We start from the raw sequence: 19,883 nt of genomic DNA, 5'->3' as shown, positions 1-19,883 counted from the left end.
GTTTCTTCCAATCCCTAGCAGTGGAGGATGTCTTATGAAATGGAATCGCGCGCTTTTTATTACGACCTTCCTGCTGCCGACCTTCGCGGTGTTTCTGGTGTTCACGATCTATCCGTTATTCCGCGGCTTGTATTTAAGCTTCTTCGACTGGTCCGGCGGCTCGGAAACGATGAATTTCATCGGGCTCGGCAATTACCGGGAGCTGCTATCCGACGAGATTATCGGCCAAGCGATCAAGAACGATTATTTTCTCGTCTTCTGGAAAGTGGTTCTGATCATGCTGATCGCCACCTTCTTCGCCGTAGCTCTGACTCGGCTGAAGCTGAGGGAGTACGGCTTCTACCGCGTCGTTTTCTTCTTCCCGAACATCATTTCGGTTGCGGTCATCGGCGTGCTGTGGAGCTTCATCTATAATCCGCAGCTCGGCTTTCTCAATGCGTTCCTGTCGCTCTTCACCGACAAGCCGGTTGAGACGAACTGGCTGGGCGACGCGAAGCTCGCCATGTGGTCGCTGCTGCCGCCGAGCGTGTGGGCCGGGATCGGCTTCTACATGATTCTAATCATCGCTTCCATCCTGGCGATTCCAAGCTCGCTCTACGAGGCTGCGGAGATCGACGGCGCCGGGCAGTGGCATCAGTTCTGGAACGTGACGCTGCCGCTCATCTGGGAGCAGTTCAAAACCTCGGTGCTGCACATTGTCATCACCACGCTGAACGGATCGTTCATTATCGTCCGACTCATGACCGACGGCGGCCCCGACAACGCGACGCAGGTGATGGGCTACTATTTGTACCAGATGGGCTTCAAGCAGTATCACTTGAGCTACGGCGCGACCATCGGCGTCCTGATTTTAATCCTGTCTTTGCTGACCACGCTGATCTTGGGCCGGTTCTTGAAGCGGGAAACTATCGAATTGTAAGGAGGGATGGGTATGGCCGGGACTTCCGCCGCAGGCAAACCCGCACATGGCTTAGCGAAAGCGCTCGTCCGTTTGTTTCCTCTGGTCTGGAGCATTCTTGTCATTTACCCGGTCTTGTGGACCTTCTTCACCTCGCTGAAGGATAACCCGCAGGTGCTTCAGGGAAAGCCGTGGGATCTGCCGTCCCCGCTGATCTTCGAAAATTACGCCAACGTCTGGAGCCGCGCGCACTTCGGCGACTATTTCGTCAACTCGGCGCTGGTCACGACAGGCAGCACGCTGCTCTCGCTGGCGATGGCCGCCACGACCGCCTACGTGCTCGCCCGCTACGAATTTAAGGGACGAGGCGTGCTCTATTTCATCTACGTCGCCTCCATGATGATTCCGACGATTCTCGGCTTGATTCCGCTCGTCTTTTTGCTTAATACGCTGCAATTGTCCAATTCGCTGCTGGGCTTGACCTTGGTCTACTCGGTAGGGGCGGTCGGCATATTGCCCTTCGGCGTCTTCTTCCTCGTCGGCTTCTACAAATCGCTGCCGAAGGAGCTGGAGGAAGCGGCTACGATCGACGGGTGCTCGTATTTCGGAACGTTCTTCCGCATCATGCTGCCGTTGTCCAAGCCGGGGCTGGTCACCGTCGCCATTATGAACGCGCTGACCGTCTGGAACGAGTACATTATGGCGACCGTCCTGATCAACGATCCGACGAAATATACAGTTCCGGTCGGGATCGCCATCATGCAAGGGGAGATGCAGTACCGTACGGAATGGGGCCCCCTGTTCGCGGGACTCGCCATCTCGATGATTCCGGTCATCATCGCTTACAGCCTCTTCCAACGACAAATTACCGGCGGGTTAACCGCAGGGGCGCTGAAAGGATGACATGCGGGGAACATTTTCCCGACAAAATAAGGTCTGCTCCTTTGCCCGATTGAGGGCGAGAAGCAGACCTTAGGCGTGTGTCCGGATCGGGGGTCGTTGAGCGTACCGGTCGCCCATGGATCGCCTCCTAGAGCAGCCGCACGTGCACCTCGACGGGATAATGGTCCGACGGATACACGCCTTCCCAACGCTCGCGGTGTACGATCGTTCTCGTGAACTCGGCGCCTTCCGTGGCGAACAGGTAATCGATCGGCTGACCTTCCGTACCGCCTTCGAAGGCATGGAACGTCCGGCCGACCTTCTCCTCCAGAATATCGAAGGCATCCGCCAGCCGCTCCTTCAGCGCGGTGATCGCGGGATTGTCGGGGAAGGCATTGAAATCTCCCGTGAGCACGACCGGAACTCCGTCTGCCTCCCGACAGCGCCGGATACGCTCCAGCACGAGGCGCGCGCTTTCTTCTCTGGCCCGCTGCCCCAGATGATCGAAGTGCGTGTTGAACGCATAGAAGCGGCGTCCCGACGCCTTCACCTCAAAGCAAGCCCATGTGCAAATTCTCGGCAGACTGCTGTCCCAGCTCTTGCTGCCCGGCACGTCCGGCGTCTCCGACAGCCAGAACTGCCCGCTCGCCACCGGAGCAAGCACGTCATGCCGGTAGTAAATCGCGCAGCATTCGTCGTGGAGCTTGTCTTCCTCGTTCGTCGAACCGCTCCGTCCTTCGCCCAGCCGGCTGTACTCCGGCAGCTCCCGGTCCAAGTCGAGCAGCATCGCGTTCGTTCCTTCCTGCGTCCCCATGACAAGGGGGGCCGTCTTCTTGATGGCAGCGGCTGCGTGCCGGATGCGGTAGGGCCAAGCGTTGCTTCCGTCTACGGGCGTATTTACGCGCAGGTTAAACGTCATCAGGTTCAGTTCCATCGCGGCATTCTCCTCCAATGAGTGATTTGCTTCGGCGTGAAGCATCTTCACAGATGGGCTTTCCCATTTTCCATTGTCTACCATGAGTAGAGATCCCGCAAGAGCTAATCGAGCATAAAAATGTCCTCCAGCGACAAACGCGCCGTTTGTACGCTGAACATATCCACTTCATGCGAGCATAGCACGCGGATGACGGCGGCAATGTCCGCCTCGTCCCCGATCTCCGCCGTAAGGTGCCGCTCATCCCAACTCTGGATGCGGCAAACACCCTGCTGCTGCAAAGCTTCGCGCGCCTTCCCATACAGCTCATCACTCCGCGCCGCCAGCTTGACCGTCACCTGCATGCCCGGCTGGAACGTCCGCTGCAGCTCTTCGATCGTGCCCAGCCCAGTGATGTTGCCTCGCTTCATGATCGCAATGCGCGTGCAGAGCTTTTCCACTTCGTGGAGATTATGGGAGGTCATGAAGATCGTTTGCCGCTTGTCCGCCAGCGTGCGGATGAGCTGCTGCATCTCCAAGGCCGACTCGGGGTCCATGCCGGAGGTCGGCTCATCCAGAAAAATCAGTCCGGGCTGTCCGAGAATCGCCTGCGCGACCCCCAGCTTCTTTTTCATCCCGAACGAAAATTTCTTCGTCTTCACATACGCCGCCTGGCTTAAGCCGACCTTGTCCAGCACGTCTAGACATTCCCGCTTGGAAACCTTCAGCCCCTTCACACCCGAGAAATACCGCAGATGCTCAAGCGCCGTATCGTTCCCGTAAAATTCCGTGTAATCCGGCAGCACGCCGATATGCCGCTTGACGCGGTCCAATTGCCCATGAGGCGTGCCCAGAATGGAAAAGTCCCCGCCCGAAGGCCGGACGATGCCGGTCAGCATGTTGATGAACGTCGTTTTTCCCGCGCCGTTGCGGCCGAGGAAGCCGAAAATTTCCCCTTGGTTCACCCGCAGCGATATGCCGCGCACCACCTCGTGCGGGCCGTACGATTTTCTCAGCTCCTTCGTCTGGATCGCGAGCATTACAGATCCCTCCTTTGCAGCAGCAGAATGGAGCCGCCCAACATGACGGCCGCCATCAGCAATACAACCGCCCAACCCCAAGAGCCGCCATCGATAAAATAATAGTACGGGGTCGCGTACTTGAATATTTTCAACCACGGCTTGTCGGAAAACTGGCTCCACAGTCCGAACAGGGGGATGGCCAAGCCGACGAGCAGACCGCTAAACATCGACATCGAGCGTCTGGGGATCAGACTGGACAGCAGCAGGCACATGGACACCATGTACAGAATCATCACCAGCAGCTGGCCGAACGACTTGAAATAAAACTTTTCCGCGAACACCGTAATGATGCCGAACGACACCAGCAAGCAGACGAACCAGTACGTGAAAATACCGAGAAACTTGCCCAGCACGATCGACAACCGCGACGTTTTGGTTACCAGAAAACGGATGGTCCGGCTTTCCAGCTCGCGATTCATGGTATCGTGGAAAAGGGAAAACATAAACAAAAACCCAAAGAGATAAATCAGCAGCACCAAGCCGCCGACATAGCCTTCTTCGGCTACCTCTTTGCCGAGCACCGCGCTGTTCTTCGCTATGAAATCGGACAAATAATAAGAGACCGCCGTAAAAATCGCAATCGTCACGATCGAAAACACGCTTTTAAAGGACTGCACGAATTCTTTTTTCCAGATGGCTAACATCTTGCTTCTCCCCCTTCACTCCAACCAGCATACACCGCGAAGCTAAACGGCGGCGAAGCACCGGATAAAGACAAGATAAATCATGTGCCGCGCCGTTTAGGTTCTGTTAACCCGGAAGCGTTATACTTAATGACAGATCATCTTTGGACAATAGAGAGGAACGATAGATATGGAAGAAGCGGCTGTTTTGCTGGTGGACGACGAGCCGGCTCTCCTGCTGATGCTGGATATGGTATTGAAAAAAGAAGGCTTCCGCCGCATCGACCATGCCGAATCGGCCGCCGCGGCGCTCGTCCGGTGCAGACAGAAGCGTTACGACATCATTTTGCTCGATGTGATGCTTCCGGATAAAAGCGGCTTCGAGATTTGCCCGTTTATCCGGGAAACGACGGATGCCCCGATCCTGTTCGTGACCGCGAAGGGCTCGGATCTGGACAAGCTTACCGGCTTCGCGATGGGCGGTGACGACTATATTACGAAGCCGTTCAACCCGCTGGAGGTCGTCGCGCGCATGAAGGCGCAGCTGCGCCGCTCCAAGCCGCAGGCGGAGGAACCGGGCAAGTCCGCCCGTGCGAATACGCTCGTCTACGATTACGGACGGTTTCAGGTCGACGAGCTGGCCGGGGAATTACGCGTGGAAGGAAAGCCGGTCGCCTGCCCCGCCCAGGTGTTCCAGCTGCTGCTCTACCTCTGCAAGCATCCGAACCGCATCTTCACGAAGGACCAGCTATATGAAGCGGTCTGGGGCATCGACAGCATGGGCGACGATCATACGGTCATCGTCCATATCCGGCGCATCCGCGAGCGCATCGAGCGGGACCCGGGACAACCGGATTACCTGGTGACGGTCCGCGGGCTGGGCTATAAGCTCATCCCGCCGAAGGAGCTGCCATGAACCGGATCAGCCGCAGGCTCACCTTTCAATTCGTTGCGCAACTGGTCTTGTTCATTCTGGTCATGGCGCTGGGGGCGCTCATCCTGATCGTCTACATCGGCCTGCAGACGGAAAAGCACGCCGCCCAAAATCCCGAAGGTCTCCCGGGGTTAGGGGCGTTCCGTTCTTCGTTTGCCGTGAAGGGCGGTCAACCCGTCGTCGATGCTGGGTGGGCGTCCTCCTTGCCGGAGCGCGGCGGCTGGCTCCAGATCGTGAACCCGGAGGGGCGTGTGTTGGCCTCATCCGCGGCGCCCGCCGATGTGCCCGGGCAGTACGCGCCGGGAGAGCTGTTCGCCTACTGGAAGAAAAAGCTTCCTTTTCCATACGCGCTGACCGTCAATCGAGTGGAGAAGGATGACAAAACATACGTCGTCGTCTACGGCGCGAAGCGCAAAGCCGATGAGGCGCTACAGCAGGTGCTGCCCGCCTTCGACGGGCGGGCGTTATCGCCGGCAGGTGAGCAGGCGCTGCGGCAGCAGCAGGCTTCGCTGAGTATTTACGATGCCGACGGCCGGCTGCTTCACGCGTTCGGGGAGGAGCAAGCGGTCCGTCCGGAGGCCACCCTCGGCGACATGCTGGGGAGCGCCTCAGCTGCGGGGAAGACGGAGGCGGAGGAAGCGGTGCACTTTGACCCGGCGACCCGGCAGACGTGGATCGTCCGCACCTCGGACGGGATGGCCGCCGAGGCCGGAGAAGGGATAGATCAGATCATCTCGAATGCGTTTCTCGCCTATTTTATCGGCTTGGCCGCATTCATTCTGCTTCTCTCCTACATCTACGGCGTCCGCTTCGGCCGTCCGTTCCGGGCGATGCTGGAATTCATCGAGCAATTGGCTTCGGGGAACTATGCGCAGCCGCCCCGGACGGGCAAGGGGAAGTCCCGCGGCAGCGGGAATCGGCTCAGGAAGCCGAAGGGGACCTTCCGGTTGTTCCGGGAGGTGAACGAGTCGCTCGAAGGCTTGAGGTTGGAGCTTGCCCGGAGCGAGCAGCTGCGGAACCGGCTGGAGCAGACGCGCGAGGAATGGATTACCGGCGTATCCCACGACTTGAAGACGCCGTTATCGTCGATCAGCGGCTACGCGCATGTGCTCGAATCGGCCCCATACTCCTGGTCCGGGGAGGAGCTGCAGACGATTGGCCGCACCCTACGCGAGAAGTCCGATTTCATGTCGGAGCTGATCGAGGATTTAAGCCTGACGTACCGCTTGAAAAACAACGCGCTGCCGCTCGACCGGAAGCCTTCGGACGTAAACGAGGTCGTGCGCCGGGCGGTCGTCGCCTTTATGAACGATCCGCAGGCGGCCTCCTACGCCATCACGTTCTCCCCTTCGGGCAGCCCGGTCACGTATCCGATCGACCGCAAATGGTTCACCCGCATCGTCGACAATATGATCTCCAATGCGATCAAGCACAATCCTGCGCAGACGGCGATCGACATTGCGGTAAAAGCAGAGCCCGGCCAAGGCTTCTCGGTCACGATTCGCGACAACGGCGTGGGGATGGACCCGCGGACGCTGGACCGGCTGTTCGATCGCTACTACCGCGGCACGAATACGGAGGAAACGACGAGCGGCTCGGGCCTCGGCATGACGATCGCCAAGCAGTTGACGCTGGCGCATGGCGGCGAGATTGCCGTACGCAGCGAGCCGGGCGAGGGGACAGAGATCGTGCTGCGTTTTGGCGGAGCATAAGGTTTAGACGCTTATTCGCCAATACAAAAAAAGGTCTGCCCGCCGTCCGAAGGACAAGCAAGCAGACCTTTCTTCATGCAGTTTACCCGATCACCGTCAGTTCCTTCGGGAACGACGTTAGCACTTCTACGCCGCTGTCGGTTACCCGGACGTCGTCTTCGATGCGTACGCCGCCAAGCCCCGAGACATAAATGCCCGGCTCGACCGTAAAGACCGCGCCCGCAACGAGAAGATCGGCGGTTCCGGCATGAATCGACGGGAACTCGTGGATATCGATGCCGAGCCCGTGCCCGAGCCGGTGCACGAACTGCGGACCGTACCCGGCCGCCTCGATCACATCTCTGGCCGCCTTATCGATGCTGGCGTACGTCACTCCGGGCCTAGTCGCCTCAATCGCCCGCAAATTCGCCTGCAGCACCGTATCGTAGATGCGCTTCAGCTCGTCGTCGATATCTCCGACGGCGAAGGTCCGCGTAATGTCGGAGGCGTATCCGTCCGCGAAGACACCCAAGTCGATCAGCAGCAGCTCACCGCTTTGGATTTTTCTCAGCCCCGGCGTTCCGTGCGGCATCGCAGACTTTTCACCGGCCAGTACGGACGTGGAGAATGACGGGCCTTCCGAGCCGAGCTTCTTCATCTGGTACTCCAGCTCGGCGACAATTTCGATTTCCGTAACTCCCGGTGCGACCTTCTCCAGCCCGCGCCGCAGCACCTCTTCTACCAGCGACACCGCCCGCTTCAACCGCACGATTTCGTCGTCCGACTTCACGACCCGCATCTCGCGGAGCGGCTCATCCACATCGACGTATTCCGAAGCGCCGATCGCTTCGTTCAGCTGTTCGAACCGGCTGACGGTCAGATGCGTCTTTTCCAGGCCGAACCGGCGGATTCCTCCCGGCAGCAGCCCCTTGAGCACGACGTACGGATCGTCCGTATCCGTATGGGTGGCGAACGCGCCGACACCCTTAGCTGCGCCCCGCGCAGCTTCCTCGTCCAGCGCCGGGACGATCAGCGTCGGTTCCTCTCCACAGGCGATTAGCAGTCCGAGAAAGCGTTCGTGCGGGTCCGAGGCGAAGCCCGTCAAATAAAATACATGCTTCGGCAGCGTAATTAACACCGCGTCCAATTCATGGCTCTCCATATAAGTTTGCAGCTTCGCGATTCTGTCGTTCATATCCAATCTCCCCTGCCCTTCATGTTTTCATGCCGGGGCGACAAATCCTTGGTATAATGAAATCAAAGGCTATGAATATACGATGATACGAGGAGGTTCCTGCCTATGAACTATCATCTCATTCTGCTGGGATTCATCACCTATCTCTTAGCTTATCTGATCGGCGCGAAAAAATATACCCGTTTTTTATCCGGTTTCAACGAAGGCCGGGTCCGCGATAAAGAGAAGCTGGCGAAAATCGTCGGGACCTTCAATCTGATCGTCAGCGTGCTCTTCATCTTGGTCGGCGCGCTCAACCCCCCTTACGGCAACGCACTCGTTCCCCTTGTTATCCTGGGATATGTCATCCTCCTTGTCTATGTGAACATGAATATGGTGGAGTGATCGGCCATGGCACGATGTTCCCGGCGGGCGGCGAAATGCCGCCTCGGGCACGGGAGAGGCCGAATCCTACTTCAAGCGGTTGTACTTTTGGATGGCGTCGCGAAGCGTCTTTTCGAACTTTTCCGGCGTGCCGTCTTGATTCTCGGTAAAGAAACGACTTTTCAAATCAAACTCGTCCACCTTGCGTTTCTTGTTCACGCGCTCAATGATGTCGGAAGCAGCCACCTTGACCTTTTGAGCCTCTTCTATATATGAATTCAAGTTATAGCTTTCTATCTTTTCTTTCTTCAGCCGTTTCTCGTCCTGGGCGTGCTGTGTCAGATTTTTAAGATCGTCCACCAGCGGATCGTACTTCGCTCTAAACTTCTCCATGTCCAGATCCAGGATGTTTTTGGCCGTTACGCCCTGCTCCTCCATCTCGGCGGACAGCTCCTGGGCATCGACTAAAAACTTCAAAGCTCCATACCTGATCTGCTCGTCATTCTCCTGGAATTTCTTCAGGCTTTCCTTCTTGCGCTCGGCTCCCATGACGGCCATCGCCTTCAAGTACTCGTCCGCGACGGCATAATACGCATCCGCCGCCTTGACGATCTTCGGATGCATTTCTTTGGCTTTGGCAAAATGGTCATCGACATACCCTTTGGTTTTATAATACTCTCGGGCCTCGGTCAGAATCGCCGTCAAATCGTTCATCACCGGCTTCAATCGGACGACAACCGGATCGATTGCCGGAAAGGCAGGCGCTTTATCGGCGAAGCCGAACTGCGTTTCCAAAGCTTTCGCGTCGCCCGATGAAATCGAGAGCATGGTAAAGCTGAAGTTCTTGTCAATGACAGGCTGCTCTTCATCGCCAAACTCGTCAAAATAATCGGTTAACACCTGATCTAACCGTCCGGTCATAAAATTATTCAGGCCTACATACCCGTTATATTTCCCGACTTCCATTGCCTCTTCCAAGGCCTCGATGTTCCCCCCGTCGCTTTTTTTCTTATCCGACTCCCCCGACGCGTCTCCGGACGGTTTATCGGCCGTCGTGCCGCTTGGCTCCGCAGCCGGCCGGTTTATTTTCAGATTCGAGCAGGCGGTAAACATCGTGCATAGCAGCGCGAGCGCAACAAATGAGCTGAACTTTTTCAAAATACAAGCCTCCAAGCGATTTTAATTTTTGGTTCAGACCTGGCAAATAGATAACAGCTTTTTATCGGCGAATCGGTTTGAAAGCTTTAGGACAAATCCCAGTAAAGTGGTAATTTTCACAGTTCTGATCGTACGGAAAAAATAAATCCCCTTTTTTTTCGTCCGATGCACCTTTTTTCCATATTGGATCGTCTGTACAATAGCAGAAATTTCTTCCTTTTTCCGCTCAGGAGGCACAATGTTGAAAAAGTTAGCCGAACGGATGCGTCCGCCAAGCAGTGGACTTACCATTGCATCCAGAATCAATGTCTTTTTCTTTATTACGTTTTGTTTGTTCTCGGTCTTGATTCTCCGGCTTGCCATGCTACAGTTTGTGGAAAGCCAACATTTGAAGGATGAGGAAGCCAACCATAAAAACACGCCCATACCGCCCACCCGGGGCAATATTTTCGATCGCAAAGGCGCTCCGATCGCCTATACCACACCTACCCAATCGCTTTATTTTCGTATCGAGCAGGGGCAAACGCAGGATGAGATCATCGCCCTTGCGCGCGAGCTGGAACGAATTTTCTCGGAGCGAGGAGCCCCGTCTCCCAAAAAGCTGTCCGCCGAAGACATCATCAGGCTGATGGATGTCGGCTACGACCTAACGAAACAGGAAACCAAGAAGCCCTCCTTCTATTTCGTCCCCCGCCGGATCAAGACGGATCTCACCCGCGACGAAATCGCATACATCGGGGAGTGGCGCGACGAACTGAAGTGGGTTCAAGTTATCGAGGAAAGCACGCGGACCTACGACCGGGAAAATACGGTTGCCGTCCAATTGGTCGGGTATCTGAAGCCGTTCCCCGCCGCCCGGGAACCGAACAACGGACTTCCCTTTTATAAAACGAAAGAACATACGGAGGGCTACGTCGATACGGAGGATGTCGGATTCGATGGCATCGAGCTGATGTATCAAAAGGAGCTGCGAGGCGAAAGCGGATACAAAGCATTCCCGGTCAATGCAGCCAACAAAATTGCCGGCCCCGAGGTGACGCTGCAAGCACCGAAGAAGGGCAACCATCTTTATTTAACGATTGATAAGGATGTCCAGCTTATCACCGAACAAGCGATTATGGACCATCTGGCGACGCTGCAATCGTCCGGCAACCGGTTCGCATACGCTCCGAATGCCCGGGCGGGATATGCGGTCGCGATGGAGGTGAAGACGGGTAAAGTGGTCGCCATGGCCAGCATGCCGGATTACGATCCGAATCTATGGATCGGCGGAATCTCGAAAAGCGATTACGACAGCATCCTGCCTTTTGTCAACAACGGCACCATTACGACCGCCTACGGCAATTTTCCGGAAGATGAACGGAACAAGCATCCCACCTCGATCGTCTATATGGGCTCAACAATCAAGCCGTTGTCCGTATTGATCGGCTTTAAGGAAGGGCTCATCCATCCCGGAACCCAATATTACGATACCGGCGAATTTACCTACGGCAAAGATAACTCGCGATTAACCAACTCCGATCGGGCCGCTTACGGGTGGCTGACACCGGCCACGGCCATCGCGCATTCGTCCAATACGTTTATGTCGGCCAAAATCGGCAATGCGCTGCACTCGAAATATGGCGAGAAAGCCGTAGACGTATGGCAGGATTATTTGGCCAAGTTCGGGCTGGGGGTTTCCACGCAAAGCGGCCTGCCGAGAGAGTATAAAGGTGCCAACGAGTTTAAAACGAATAAGAGCGAATCGTTCCAATCCCGGATGGTTTTCGCCTCCTGGGGTCAAAATGAACGCTACACAACGCTGCAATTGGCCCAATTCGCCACCACCCTCGCCACGCGGGGAAAAAGGCTCAAGCCCTTGTTGGTGGACAAGATTGAGAGCTACGATAGAGGCCAGCTGATCCAAAAGTTCGACGAACCGGTCGTACTGGACGAAACGGAATTTGCCGCGGCCGAGTGGAACGCGGTGCTGCAAGGCATGGCCGATGTCAAGGTACAGGGCTTCGACGGGTTCCCATACCCTTTTGCCAGAAAAACGGGCACCTCGACGCAGTCCGTCGGCAAAAAGCTGGTCGACAACGCCGTCTTCATCGCCTTCGCGCCTCTGGACAATCCGACGCTCGCCATAGCCGTCGTCGTCCCGGAGGGCGGATTCGGCGCATGGGGCGCCGCGCCGATTGCCCGCAAAATATTCGACGCCTACGACCAATATTACGGCCTGGACGGCGTGCCCAAGGGAACCAAAGCGGCCGAGCCGAAATAGAGCCACGATGTTAATCGTGAGGAGAAAAGTTACGTCAAAGAGAAAAAGAAAGAGAGTACCTCAACGCGGTACTCTCTCGGGAATGCTTGAAGCCTTAGCTCAAGTATTCCTTTTTTTATCGTCCAAAGAAATCGTGGAAAGATCCATGTTCACGTCTCAATGATTTAAAATATTGTCCTCCAATACGGTGAACTTATCGCCGTATTCTTTAATAATATGGTGCTCTCCCCAGGAGCAAAGCGCATCCAGAATCGGCTTAAGGCTCCACCCGTATTCGCTCAGCTCGTATTCGACTTTGGGCGGCACTTGATGATACGTAATCCGGTTGACGATCCCGTCTGCCTCCAGTTCCCGCAGCTGCTGGGTTAACATCTTCTGCGTAATGCTGGGCATAATACGCTTGAGATCACTCGTCCGCTTCTTTCCTCGCGTCAAGTGACAGAGAATCACGCACTTCCATTTTCCTCCGATGACTTCCAAGGTCGCTTCCACCGAAATGTTATATTTCTTATTGGTTCCCGTGCTCATACTAAGTCCTCCAATGGTTATAGGCACTTTTTTGTGCCTACCGCACTTTAAAGTACGTACTAGCCAAAAATGCTTGCTCCTCTCATAATAGCATATATCGGCCGAAGATTACCAAGAATAGAGGTGAGAAAACATGCAATTGGATCAAAAACGAAGTATACTCGCGCTTCTGGCTCTGGCCATCAGCGCCTATGCGATCGGAACAACCGAGTTTATCAGCGTGGGGCTGCTGCCCCTGATCGCCGAAAACCTTCATATATCGGTCACAACGGCAGGACTGACCGTGACGCTGTATGCGCTCGGTGTCACCTTCGGGGCTCCTGTGCTGACCTCACTCACTACGGGAATGTCCCGCAAGTCGCTGCTGGTTGCCATCATGGTCGTTTTTATCGCCGGCAATAGTCTGGCGGCGGCTTCTGGAAGCATCGGCGTCCTGTTGATTGCCCGCGTGCTATCCGCTTTGTCGCACGGCGTATTCATGTCGATCGCATCGACCATCGCCGCCGACCTCGTGCCGGAGAACAAACGGGCGAGTGCGATCTCCATGATGTTTTCGGGCCTGACGGTCGCCATCGTGACCGGCGTGCCGCTCGGTACCTGGATCGGCCAGCAGATGGGCTGGCGGGCGGCCTTCGTCACCATCGCCGTCATCGGCCTGGTCGCGCTGATCGCTAACCTGATCTTGATCCCCGCCTCGCTGCGTAAGGGCGTTCCGACCCCGGTGCGTGAGCAGGTGAAGCTGGTGACGAATGGCAGGCTGCTGCTTGCATTCGCCATCACGGCTCTCGGGTATGGAGGCACCTTTGTCGTATTTACTTATTTATCCCCATTGCTGCATGAGATAACCGGATTTGCCGAAAACACGGTAGCGGTTATCCTGCTGATTTACGGCGTCGCGATTGCGATCGGCAATGTCGTCGGGGGAAAGGTGGCCAACCGCCGGCCGCTCAAGGCTCTGTTCTATATGTTCATCCTGCAGGCGATCGTGCTGCTCGTGTTGATGGTGACCGCGCCATTCAAGGTAGCCGGATTGATCACGATCTTCTTCATGGGCCTGCTGGCCTTCATGAACGTTCCCGGGCTGCAGATTTATGTCGTCATGCTGGCCGAGCGCTTCGCGCCGGGAGCTAAGGATGTCGCTTCCGCCGTCAACATCGCCGCGTTCAATGCGGGCATCGCCATTGGGGCCTATCTGGGGGGGGTGATCACCGATTCGATGGGATTGATTCATACCACCTGGATCGGCGCTATCATGGTCCTAGCCGCGGTTTTGCTGACCGGCTGGAGCATGGCACTGGAACGCAAGGGCGAGCCGGTTCGCGCCGTGCGGATGGGGCCGGCCCGGTCTTGACTATCAAACTCTTTCAACAAGACATCATGTATTTAAATTTACCATTTACCCTACTGGAGGTTTTATCTATGACAACGCATCTGCAAGCAACTACGACTCTCAATAACGGAAAGGCTATGCCCTGGTTCGGAATCGGCGTATTCAAAGTCGAGGAAGGTCCCGAGCTCGTGGACGCGGTCAAAGCGGCTGTCGCCCATGGCTACCGCAGCATCGACACGGCGGCCATCTATGACAACGAGCGCAGTGTAGGTCAGGCTATCCACGAAGCCCTCCAAGAAACGGGACTCTCCCGTGAAGACCTGTTTGTCACTTCCAAGGTATGGAACGCCGATCTCGGCTATGAAGCGACGCTCGCCGCCTATGAGACCTGCTTGGAGAAGCTGGGACTGGATTATCTCGATCTGTACCTGATTCACTGGCCGGTGGCCGGCAAGTACAAGGACGCTTGGCGTGCGCTTGAAGCGCTGTACAAGGCCGGACGTGTCAAAGCGATCGGCGTCAGCAACTTCCAGATTCACCACCTGGAGGACCTGATGAAAGATGCCGAGATCAAACCGATGGTAAACCAGGTCGAGCTCCATCCGCGGCTCAGCCAGCAAGCGCTGCGCGACTTCTGCGCCCAGCATGGCATTCAGATCGAGGCATGGTCGCCTCTGATGCAGGGCCAGCTGCTGGACAACCCGGTGCTGCAGGAAATCGGCGCTCGTCACGGCAAGTCGGTCGCCCAAGTCGTTCTGCGCTGGGATCTGCAGCACGGCATCGTAACGATTCCCAAATCGACAAAGGCTCACCGGATTGTCGAGAACGCCTCGGTATTCGACTTCGAGCTGACGAGTGAAGAGATGGCCCGCATCGATGCGCTGAACCAGAACCTGCGGGTTGGACCGGACCCTGACAATTTTGATTTCTAAGAACGCCAGTTCCCCTAGCTGGGGGCTGATCAGCCTGTTGAGAAACCCTCAACAGGCTATTTCTTATTTTTCCACGTTCCCAAAGCTATCCCCCCCATCATGGTCATTGTCAATTCCTTGCTTGCCCGGTTGGCGCAAAATTAATTATTCTGTTGTTACTGTCACATTTCAGTGCGGATGATTCGTAGTACAGGGTGAAAGGGAGTGAGCGAGGTGGATGATTCAGAACTGCGTCAGATGATCGCTGACGTCCTGGAGGGTGATATCGCAAAGTTCGAGAACATCGTGCAGCATTACCAAAAACCGATTTTCCGCTATTGTTATCACATGCTGGGCAACGATACGGAGGCCGAGGATAGCGGACAGGAAGTATTTTTGAAGGCATTTCGCAATTTGCAAAAGTATAACCGGGATGTGCCGTTCGGCGCATGGTTATACAAGATTGCCTACAATCAATGCATCGATGTGATCCGCAAGCGCAAGCTGGCCAAATATCTGCCCTTCTTTTACCGGGATGAGAAGGAAAATAAACACATCGATTTGCAGATCGAAGCCAACTATTTCAATGAATATGTGCACCAGGCCCTATCGAGATTATCGGCGGAAGAGCGGAACTTGTTAATTTTGCGCTGCGTGGAGGAGAAGAGCTATGAGGAAATCAGCCTGATTCTGAATCAAAACAGCGCCAATCTTCGAAAAAAATACGGACGTTCGGCTGCAAAGTTCCGGAAGTACTACGCTCAAGTGAAGGAAGTGGGATTCGTATGACGTTGGATAAGGATCAGGATTTGAAAGCACTTTTTCATGACCCGCCTATGCCCGATGCTGACTTGACTGGACAAGTAATGAAGAAACTGTATGCCGAGCGGAACAAGAAGGAGCGATTTTTAGTGAAATATAAAGTCGGTGTGTTGGTCGCAATGGGAATGCTTTTGACCGTATCGTCAGGGTTTGCTGCGGTAAAGTACGGAGTATTGAAAAACGAACAAGGCCAAGCGGTTTATGAGGTGAAACCCTTGAACTCGGCTCCTCCCCAGCCCAAATATTCGGAAGAAGATACCCGACGCATAGGAATGAGCCGGGATTTGGCGGAAGAACTGTTGCCGGATGGTTCGGCAGCGATCTTTTATATCGTTCCGAACAATCCGAACAAGCAAACGGATACCAGATTCAAGCCGTTCGTCTTTAACGATGTGTCCGCACTCCGTGCCAAAATGGCAGGCATGCCGATTAAGATTCTTGACCGTTTGGAAGAGAATTACCAATTCAAAGACGCTAAGGTCTTCTTTAATCCAATCAATGAGGTGAACCCTCCTGCCCCGGACGAAAAGGCGGCGACGGCTGAAAAGCTGCGGAAGCAGGCGGAGGAATCGGGTAAGGATTATGCGATGATGCCGATTGAGTTGTCTGATGATCTTTTACATTTGAGGTCCGTTTATAAGCATGGGGACCAAGAAGTAGCCGTTACTGTCATTAAATCCAAGGATACGTTTACAGCCTACGTGGATGAAAAAATCGACTTCAGGCAAGAGAAAATTACCGTCAACGGGGTAGAAATGCTTTACACGCAATATCTAGACAAAAACGGAGAAGACGGAAGGAAAAATATTACATGGAACATCGACGGCGAATATACGTATCAAATCGACGAATTCAGTAAAATGAGCAAAGAGGAATTGATTAAAATCGCCGAAGCGTATTTGAACTAAAATTAACGTGCCAAATCATCAATAACGTAAAAAGTTCCTCTACTTGCTTAAGCCGGGGAGCTTTTTTACGCTTACTTTTAAAATGGAAAAAGACTCCCGGTGGGGAGTCTCGTCCTTATGACCTTACTACTCTATACTATTTCTCAGATCGAGAATAAAAGTGTGAAGGAACTGTACTTTGCCTAGAATGCAGCTAGCGAACCACCCGAATATTTACCTTCATCAAGTTGGTGCATTGCTTTTTGTTTTTGATGAAAAGCATGTACTGGCTGCTCTGTTTCACATAAATCGTATTGTTTTCCGCTTGCTCTTTTCGGATCGTCTGGTTGTTGTTCCTAAGATCCACAAGCCACCAATCGTACTCGTCGGCGATAATCGAGGTGATGCGAATGCCTTCGTTCGGCTGGAGTACATATGGACCGGCAACCGCTACGGCACCTGGCGCCAAATGATACGTAACCTCGCCTTCCGGCGGCGCGACAATAATCTGCTGTTGAGGCGCTTGTTGAACCGGGGCTCCCTCCGCCGCAAAGCCAGGGCTTGAAACAAGACTTGCTCCAACCACGGCAATCGTTAAAGCAGTTGTCATTTTTTTCATTTTTCTTTATCCTCCTCCGAATAACACCGTGCAAAAATAATTTTGAGGTCTGGCCAGTGCCCTCAATCAATTAATACCATATCAACCCTTAATTTGGAATATTTTTCAATTAAATCATACGACCTTTTTCTCTAAATGTTACAAATATTTGAAGTTAACGTTGTCATTATTTCATTTAACCCCTCGGTAAAGTTGTATATCTCCTGGGTTTCAGGCCAACCCGGTCTCATGTTTTGACGAGGCACAGTGCCTTTTTTTTACCGGGCATGCAGCAATTCGATTTGCAAATCAAGGGCCGCTCGATGAAAGGTTGAAACATCTTCCACCGCTAATTTATGTAATGGCATTAATTGACCACTGGTCATATTTAATTGAACCATGCTGCAAGCTTCATCGGTTTGAATTCGCCGCATCTGGTCTCGTTCTTCGGCATCCATTCAAAAAGCTCCCGATGCTTTATTCAGGCTTCAGGAGCTTTTTGTGCATAGAATTTTAGAGTTTCTTCGTTATTGTTTTACCTGTATCTCATCGATCAATGTCCACGCGATACTTGCAGGCTCGATGGTTACTTTGACATAACGGCCCGTGATGCCGGATAAATGAGTCAGCCTGTAGGTTTTCGTCTGGTCGCTGGAACTGACGGCGGGTTTATGGACAATACCGATTTGCTTAAAAGAGATGTTATCGCTGGAACTGGAGAACGTAACGGTTTCGGGCAATAACACACCGGCTGATATGGCTTGCAAGAAATTGGCGTTCACTTCTTTGATGCTCTTGGAAGATCCTAAGTCAATCGTGAACGAATAAGGGCTGGCGGCATTGCTGCCTCGCCAAGCTTCATCCCAGGAAGCTGTGGTTCCGAAAGCTCCGTCGGTTAGCTTGCCTCCGCTGTCCGGATAGGATGGATGGGTAGGGATCGTTGAAGTATACTTTTTGCCGGATGCGAGATTGGTAGGATAATTTGTTTCCGCATAAGTTGTAACGGTAACGGGTAAAGACTGAGCAGAATAATTGCCTGCCGCATCAAATGCCTGCACGGCGTACCTATAGGAAGTGTTGGAGTGAAGCTGGCTGTCCGTAAAGCTGGTCGCATTCGTATAAGCTGTCCAGACCAGCTCATTGTTTCGATAAATTTTGTAACCCACGATGCCGAAATTATCTGTCGATGGAGTCCAATTCAGCAAATTGGTATCCGAGTTGACAGCGCGTCCTGAAAGATGGGCTGGAGTCGTTGGCGCGGCGGCATCCAGGGCACCGGATAAAACATAGTCTTTATACGTTGCGTAATATAACGGATTGACTTGCTGCGGGCTTATATAATGGTTGAAGCTAAAGCTTATATAGTCCGAAACATAAGGACGGACGGCATTTAGATCGGCAACTACTGTTTTTAGATCCAAAGTCTTGAAGTTATCCGTGAAGGTTTCCGCATTATCCCAGAACTGCATGGACGGACGGGCGTTATTGATGGCTGTTTTTGTTGCGGAGAACCATGCATCCAACTCGCTTGTCTCGGCGTGCCCGGCACCGATACCGTCTTGAAGGGCAAAAATATCCAAAGGACTCTTCGAGAGAATATACTCCCACATCGTTTGCCAATTCGCAGTTGTTTGACCGCGCGAATTGAAGAACGGAGAAATCATCACGGTCATGGAGGAGGATTGCTGCTTGATATAGCTGCCTACGGTTTGATAAAAGGAAATTAACCGGTCCCATTCCGTAGTCGAAGGTAAGTTCAAGTTATCGACCTCGAACGGAAGGTAAAAGCCCTTTAAGGAACGGTTCGTCCCATATTTTGTCCACAAATCTCCAACCAGCGCCTTGGAAATATTCGCTTCGTTCGATAGCCAGGTTGCATCATTCGCATAATTGACGAACCAGTCCTGATTGATCTGTAAACCCAAATAAATATCAACCCCGTAAATATTTCCTTTGCTTAAAGCTTTCGCAACGAGATCGGCAGATGTATTTTGCGTATAGCCGGCAAGAGCGGTTGTCGGGTATACTGTGGTTTTATTTTTGCTGTCGGCCGTCCAATTCAGAATCAGCTTGTTGATCCCAACATCCTTCATTTTCTGAAATTCGGTATTCCACTCCGCGTCGGTCCACTGATTGGCCAAATAAGGTTGAAGGAACGTCCCGCTTAAAGCGATGGAGGATGATACTTGCGCAGGAGTGACCTCCCATTCGTCAACAAAAGAATAGGTGCCAGGCGCACTTGTAACTGTCATCTTCACATATCTTGCCGTTATATCAGAAGCCGCTGAGCAGCGATATGGTACAGGAGCCACGTCTACAGCATTTCCTTGCTGGGAAACCGAGCAGGCTGTTATCCAGGTGGAATGATCGGCAGATGAGCTGAATTCAACTTGGATTGGAGTCTGAACGCCGGCTCCCGTGTATTTGTAAAAGTTCGTTTTGAAATTTTTAAAGGTTTGCGGCTTACCCAAATCAACTGTAAAACTATAACTTGTGGCATTAAATCTTCCCTGCCAAGCCGGATCCGCGAGCAGGTAGGAAGCCTCTACACCATCGGTCAGTTCTTTATGGTTTGTGTCCGGATATCCGGCATCCGCCTCGGAACTGGAGGTATAAGGTTTACCCAATAATAAATTCGTGCTCATTGCGGAAGACGGTTGAGGGTTGAATCCTGCAAGAGCGAACAGGGAAAATACCATAGTAAACAAGACGGTAATAGAGACGGAACGTGATTTCATAAAGGGACCCTCCTCGATAAATGATGGCTTGCGTGGAACCTTTGACGATGTGTATGTAGGGAGAAGA

Annotated in this window: 19 protein-coding genes; 10 read left to right on the top strand and 9 right to left on the bottom strand. The window is 53.6% G+C overall.

Features of this window, described 5'->3' with window-relative positions:
* The first annotated feature begins 34 nt into the window (after window positions 1-34).
* Window positions 35-919 carry a carbohydrate ABC transporter permease gene (locus tag PEL01S_RS13875; RefSeq protein ID WP_010500152.1) on the top strand — a complete coding sequence of 295 codons (885 nt, stop codon included), beginning with the start codon at window positions 35-37 and terminating at the stop codon, window positions 917-919.
* A 12-nt stretch (window positions 920-931) separates the two neighbouring features.
* A complete protein-coding gene (locus PEL01S_RS13870; RefSeq protein ID WP_127460696.1) occupies window positions 932-1,801 on the top strand; it encodes a carbohydrate ABC transporter permease in 870 nt (289 codons plus the stop codon).
* Between the two features lie 127 nt (window positions 1,802-1,928).
* Here the strand turns inward: PEL01S_RS13870 and PEL01S_RS13865 are convergent, their stop codons facing one another.
* The 3 genes from PEL01S_RS13865 to PEL01S_RS13855 all read right to left on the bottom strand — a co-directional run bounded on the left by PEL01S_RS13865 (window position 1,929) and on the right by PEL01S_RS13855 (window position 4,419).
* Window positions 1,929-2,714 (bottom strand): endonuclease/exonuclease/phosphatase family protein, encoded by a 786-nt coding sequence (locus PEL01S_RS13865; RefSeq protein WP_127460695.1) that lies wholly within the window; start codon window positions 2,712-2,714, stop codon window positions 1,929-1,931.
* Between the two features lie 104 nt (window positions 2,715-2,818).
* Window positions 2,819-3,733 (bottom strand): ABC transporter ATP-binding protein, encoded by a 915-nt coding sequence (locus tag PEL01S_RS13860; protein WP_127460694.1) that lies wholly within the window; start codon window positions 3,731-3,733, stop codon window positions 2,819-2,821.
* On the bottom strand, window positions 3,733-4,419 hold the full coding sequence (locus tag PEL01S_RS13855) for an ABC transporter permease (RefSeq protein ID WP_063181063.1): 687 nt from the start codon (window positions 4,417-4,419) through the stop codon (window positions 3,733-3,735). The genes PEL01S_RS13860 and PEL01S_RS13855 overlap by 1 nt, the downstream gene beginning before the upstream one ends.
* Window positions 4,420-4,588: 169 nt before the next feature.
* On the opposite strand from PEL01S_RS13855, the gene PEL01S_RS13850 reads away from it, so the two are divergent.
* Entirely contained in the window at window positions 4,589-5,314 is a 726-nt protein-coding gene (locus tag PEL01S_RS13850; RefSeq protein WP_127460693.1) for a response regulator transcription factor, read from the top strand.
* Window positions 5,311-7,044, top strand: coding sequence for a sensor histidine kinase (locus PEL01S_RS13845; protein WP_127460692.1), 1,734 nt, complete (start codon window positions 5,311-5,313; stop codon window positions 7,042-7,044). The genes PEL01S_RS13850 and PEL01S_RS13845 overlap by 4 nt, the downstream gene beginning before the upstream one ends.
* Window positions 7,045-7,126: 82 nt before the next feature.
* On the opposite strand, the gene PEL01S_RS13840 is transcribed toward PEL01S_RS13845, so the two are convergent.
* Entirely contained in the window at window positions 7,127-8,218 is a 1,092-nt protein-coding gene (locus PEL01S_RS13840) for a M24 family metallopeptidase (protein WP_127460691.1), read from the bottom strand.
* A 105-nt stretch (window positions 8,219-8,323) separates the two neighbouring features.
* Here PEL01S_RS13840 and PEL01S_RS13835 point away from each other — a divergent pair, with 105 nt between their 5' ends.
* The gene (locus PEL01S_RS13835; RefSeq protein ID WP_063181055.1) at window positions 8,324-8,602 is read left to right on the top strand and encodes a DUF3784 domain-containing protein; all 279 of its coding nucleotides are present in this window, start codon (window positions 8,324-8,326) and stop codon (window positions 8,600-8,602) included.
* Between the two features lie 66 nt (window positions 8,603-8,668).
* Here PEL01S_RS13835 and PEL01S_RS13830 read toward each other — a convergent pair whose 3' ends face one another.
* Window positions 8,669-9,739, bottom strand: a complete 1,071-nt coding sequence (locus PEL01S_RS13830) for a YiiG family protein (RefSeq protein ID WP_127460690.1) — start codon at window positions 9,737-9,739, stop codon at window positions 8,669-8,671.
* A 238-nt stretch (window positions 9,740-9,977) separates the two neighbouring features.
* Here PEL01S_RS13830 and PEL01S_RS13825 point away from each other — a divergent pair, with 238 nt between their 5' ends.
* The gene (locus PEL01S_RS13825; RefSeq protein ID WP_127460689.1) at window positions 9,978-12,002 is read left to right on the top strand and encodes a peptidoglycan D,D-transpeptidase FtsI family protein; all 2,025 of its coding nucleotides are present in this window, start codon (window positions 9,978-9,980) and stop codon (window positions 12,000-12,002) included.
* A 156-nt stretch (window positions 12,003-12,158) separates the two neighbouring features.
* Here PEL01S_RS13825 and PEL01S_RS13820 read toward each other — a convergent pair whose 3' ends face one another.
* A complete protein-coding gene (locus tag PEL01S_RS13820; RefSeq protein WP_010500138.1) occupies window positions 12,159-12,530 on the bottom strand; it encodes a winged helix-turn-helix transcriptional regulator in 372 nt (123 codons plus the stop codon).
* A 133-nt stretch (window positions 12,531-12,663) separates the two neighbouring features.
* Here PEL01S_RS13820 and PEL01S_RS13815 point away from each other — a divergent pair, with 133 nt between their 5' ends.
* The 4 genes from PEL01S_RS13815 (at window position 12,664) to PEL01S_RS13800 (ending at window position 16,501) form a co-directional block, all read left to right on the top strand.
* Window positions 12,664-13,881 carry an MFS transporter gene (locus PEL01S_RS13815; RefSeq protein ID WP_127460688.1) on the top strand — a complete coding sequence of 406 codons (1,218 nt, stop codon included), beginning with the start codon at window positions 12,664-12,666 and terminating at the stop codon, window positions 13,879-13,881.
* Between the two features lie 68 nt (window positions 13,882-13,949).
* On the top strand, window positions 13,950-14,792 hold the full coding sequence (locus PEL01S_RS13810) for an aldo/keto reductase (RefSeq protein ID WP_127460687.1): 843 nt from the start codon (window positions 13,950-13,952) through the stop codon (window positions 14,790-14,792).
* Between the two features lie 213 nt (window positions 14,793-15,005).
* The gene (locus tag PEL01S_RS13805; protein WP_127460686.1) at window positions 15,006-15,560 is read left to right on the top strand and encodes an RNA polymerase sigma factor; all 555 of its coding nucleotides are present in this window, start codon (window positions 15,006-15,008) and stop codon (window positions 15,558-15,560) included.
* Entirely contained in the window at window positions 15,557-16,501 is a 945-nt protein-coding gene (locus PEL01S_RS13800; RefSeq protein ID WP_127460685.1) for a DUF4367 domain-containing protein, read from the top strand. Before PEL01S_RS13805 ends, PEL01S_RS13800 begins: the two co-directional genes overlap by 4 nt.
* 193 nt (window positions 16,502-16,694) lie before the next feature.
* Here the strand turns inward: PEL01S_RS13800 and PEL01S_RS13795 are convergent, their stop codons facing one another.
* The 3 genes from PEL01S_RS13795 to PEL01S_RS13785 form a co-directional block, all read right to left on the bottom strand.
* Window positions 16,695-17,099 carry a hypothetical protein gene (locus PEL01S_RS13795; protein WP_108533099.1) on the bottom strand — a complete coding sequence of 135 codons (405 nt, stop codon included), beginning with the start codon at window positions 17,097-17,099 and terminating at the stop codon, window positions 16,695-16,697.
* Window positions 17,100-17,356: 257 nt separating this feature from the next.
* The gene (locus PEL01S_RS13790) at window positions 17,357-17,536 is read right to left on the bottom strand and encodes a hypothetical protein (protein WP_127460684.1); all 180 of its coding nucleotides are present in this window, start codon (window positions 17,534-17,536) and stop codon (window positions 17,357-17,359) included.
* Window positions 17,537-17,605: 69 nt separating this feature from the next.
* Window positions 17,606-19,816, bottom strand: coding sequence for a DUF4434 domain-containing protein (locus tag PEL01S_RS13785; RefSeq protein ID WP_127460683.1), 2,211 nt, complete (start codon window positions 19,814-19,816; stop codon window positions 17,606-17,608).
* Between the last annotated feature and the right edge of the window lie 67 nt (window positions 19,817-19,883).

It is taken from the genome of Paenibacillus elgii NBRC 100335, from assembly GCF_004000865.1.
Lineage (GTDB): Bacteria > Bacillota > Bacilli > Paenibacillales > NBRC-103111 > Paenibacillus_G > Paenibacillus_G elgii.
The sequence above is the reverse complement of the archived record's forward strand: the minus strand, read 5'-3'. Positions and strand labels throughout refer to the sequence as shown.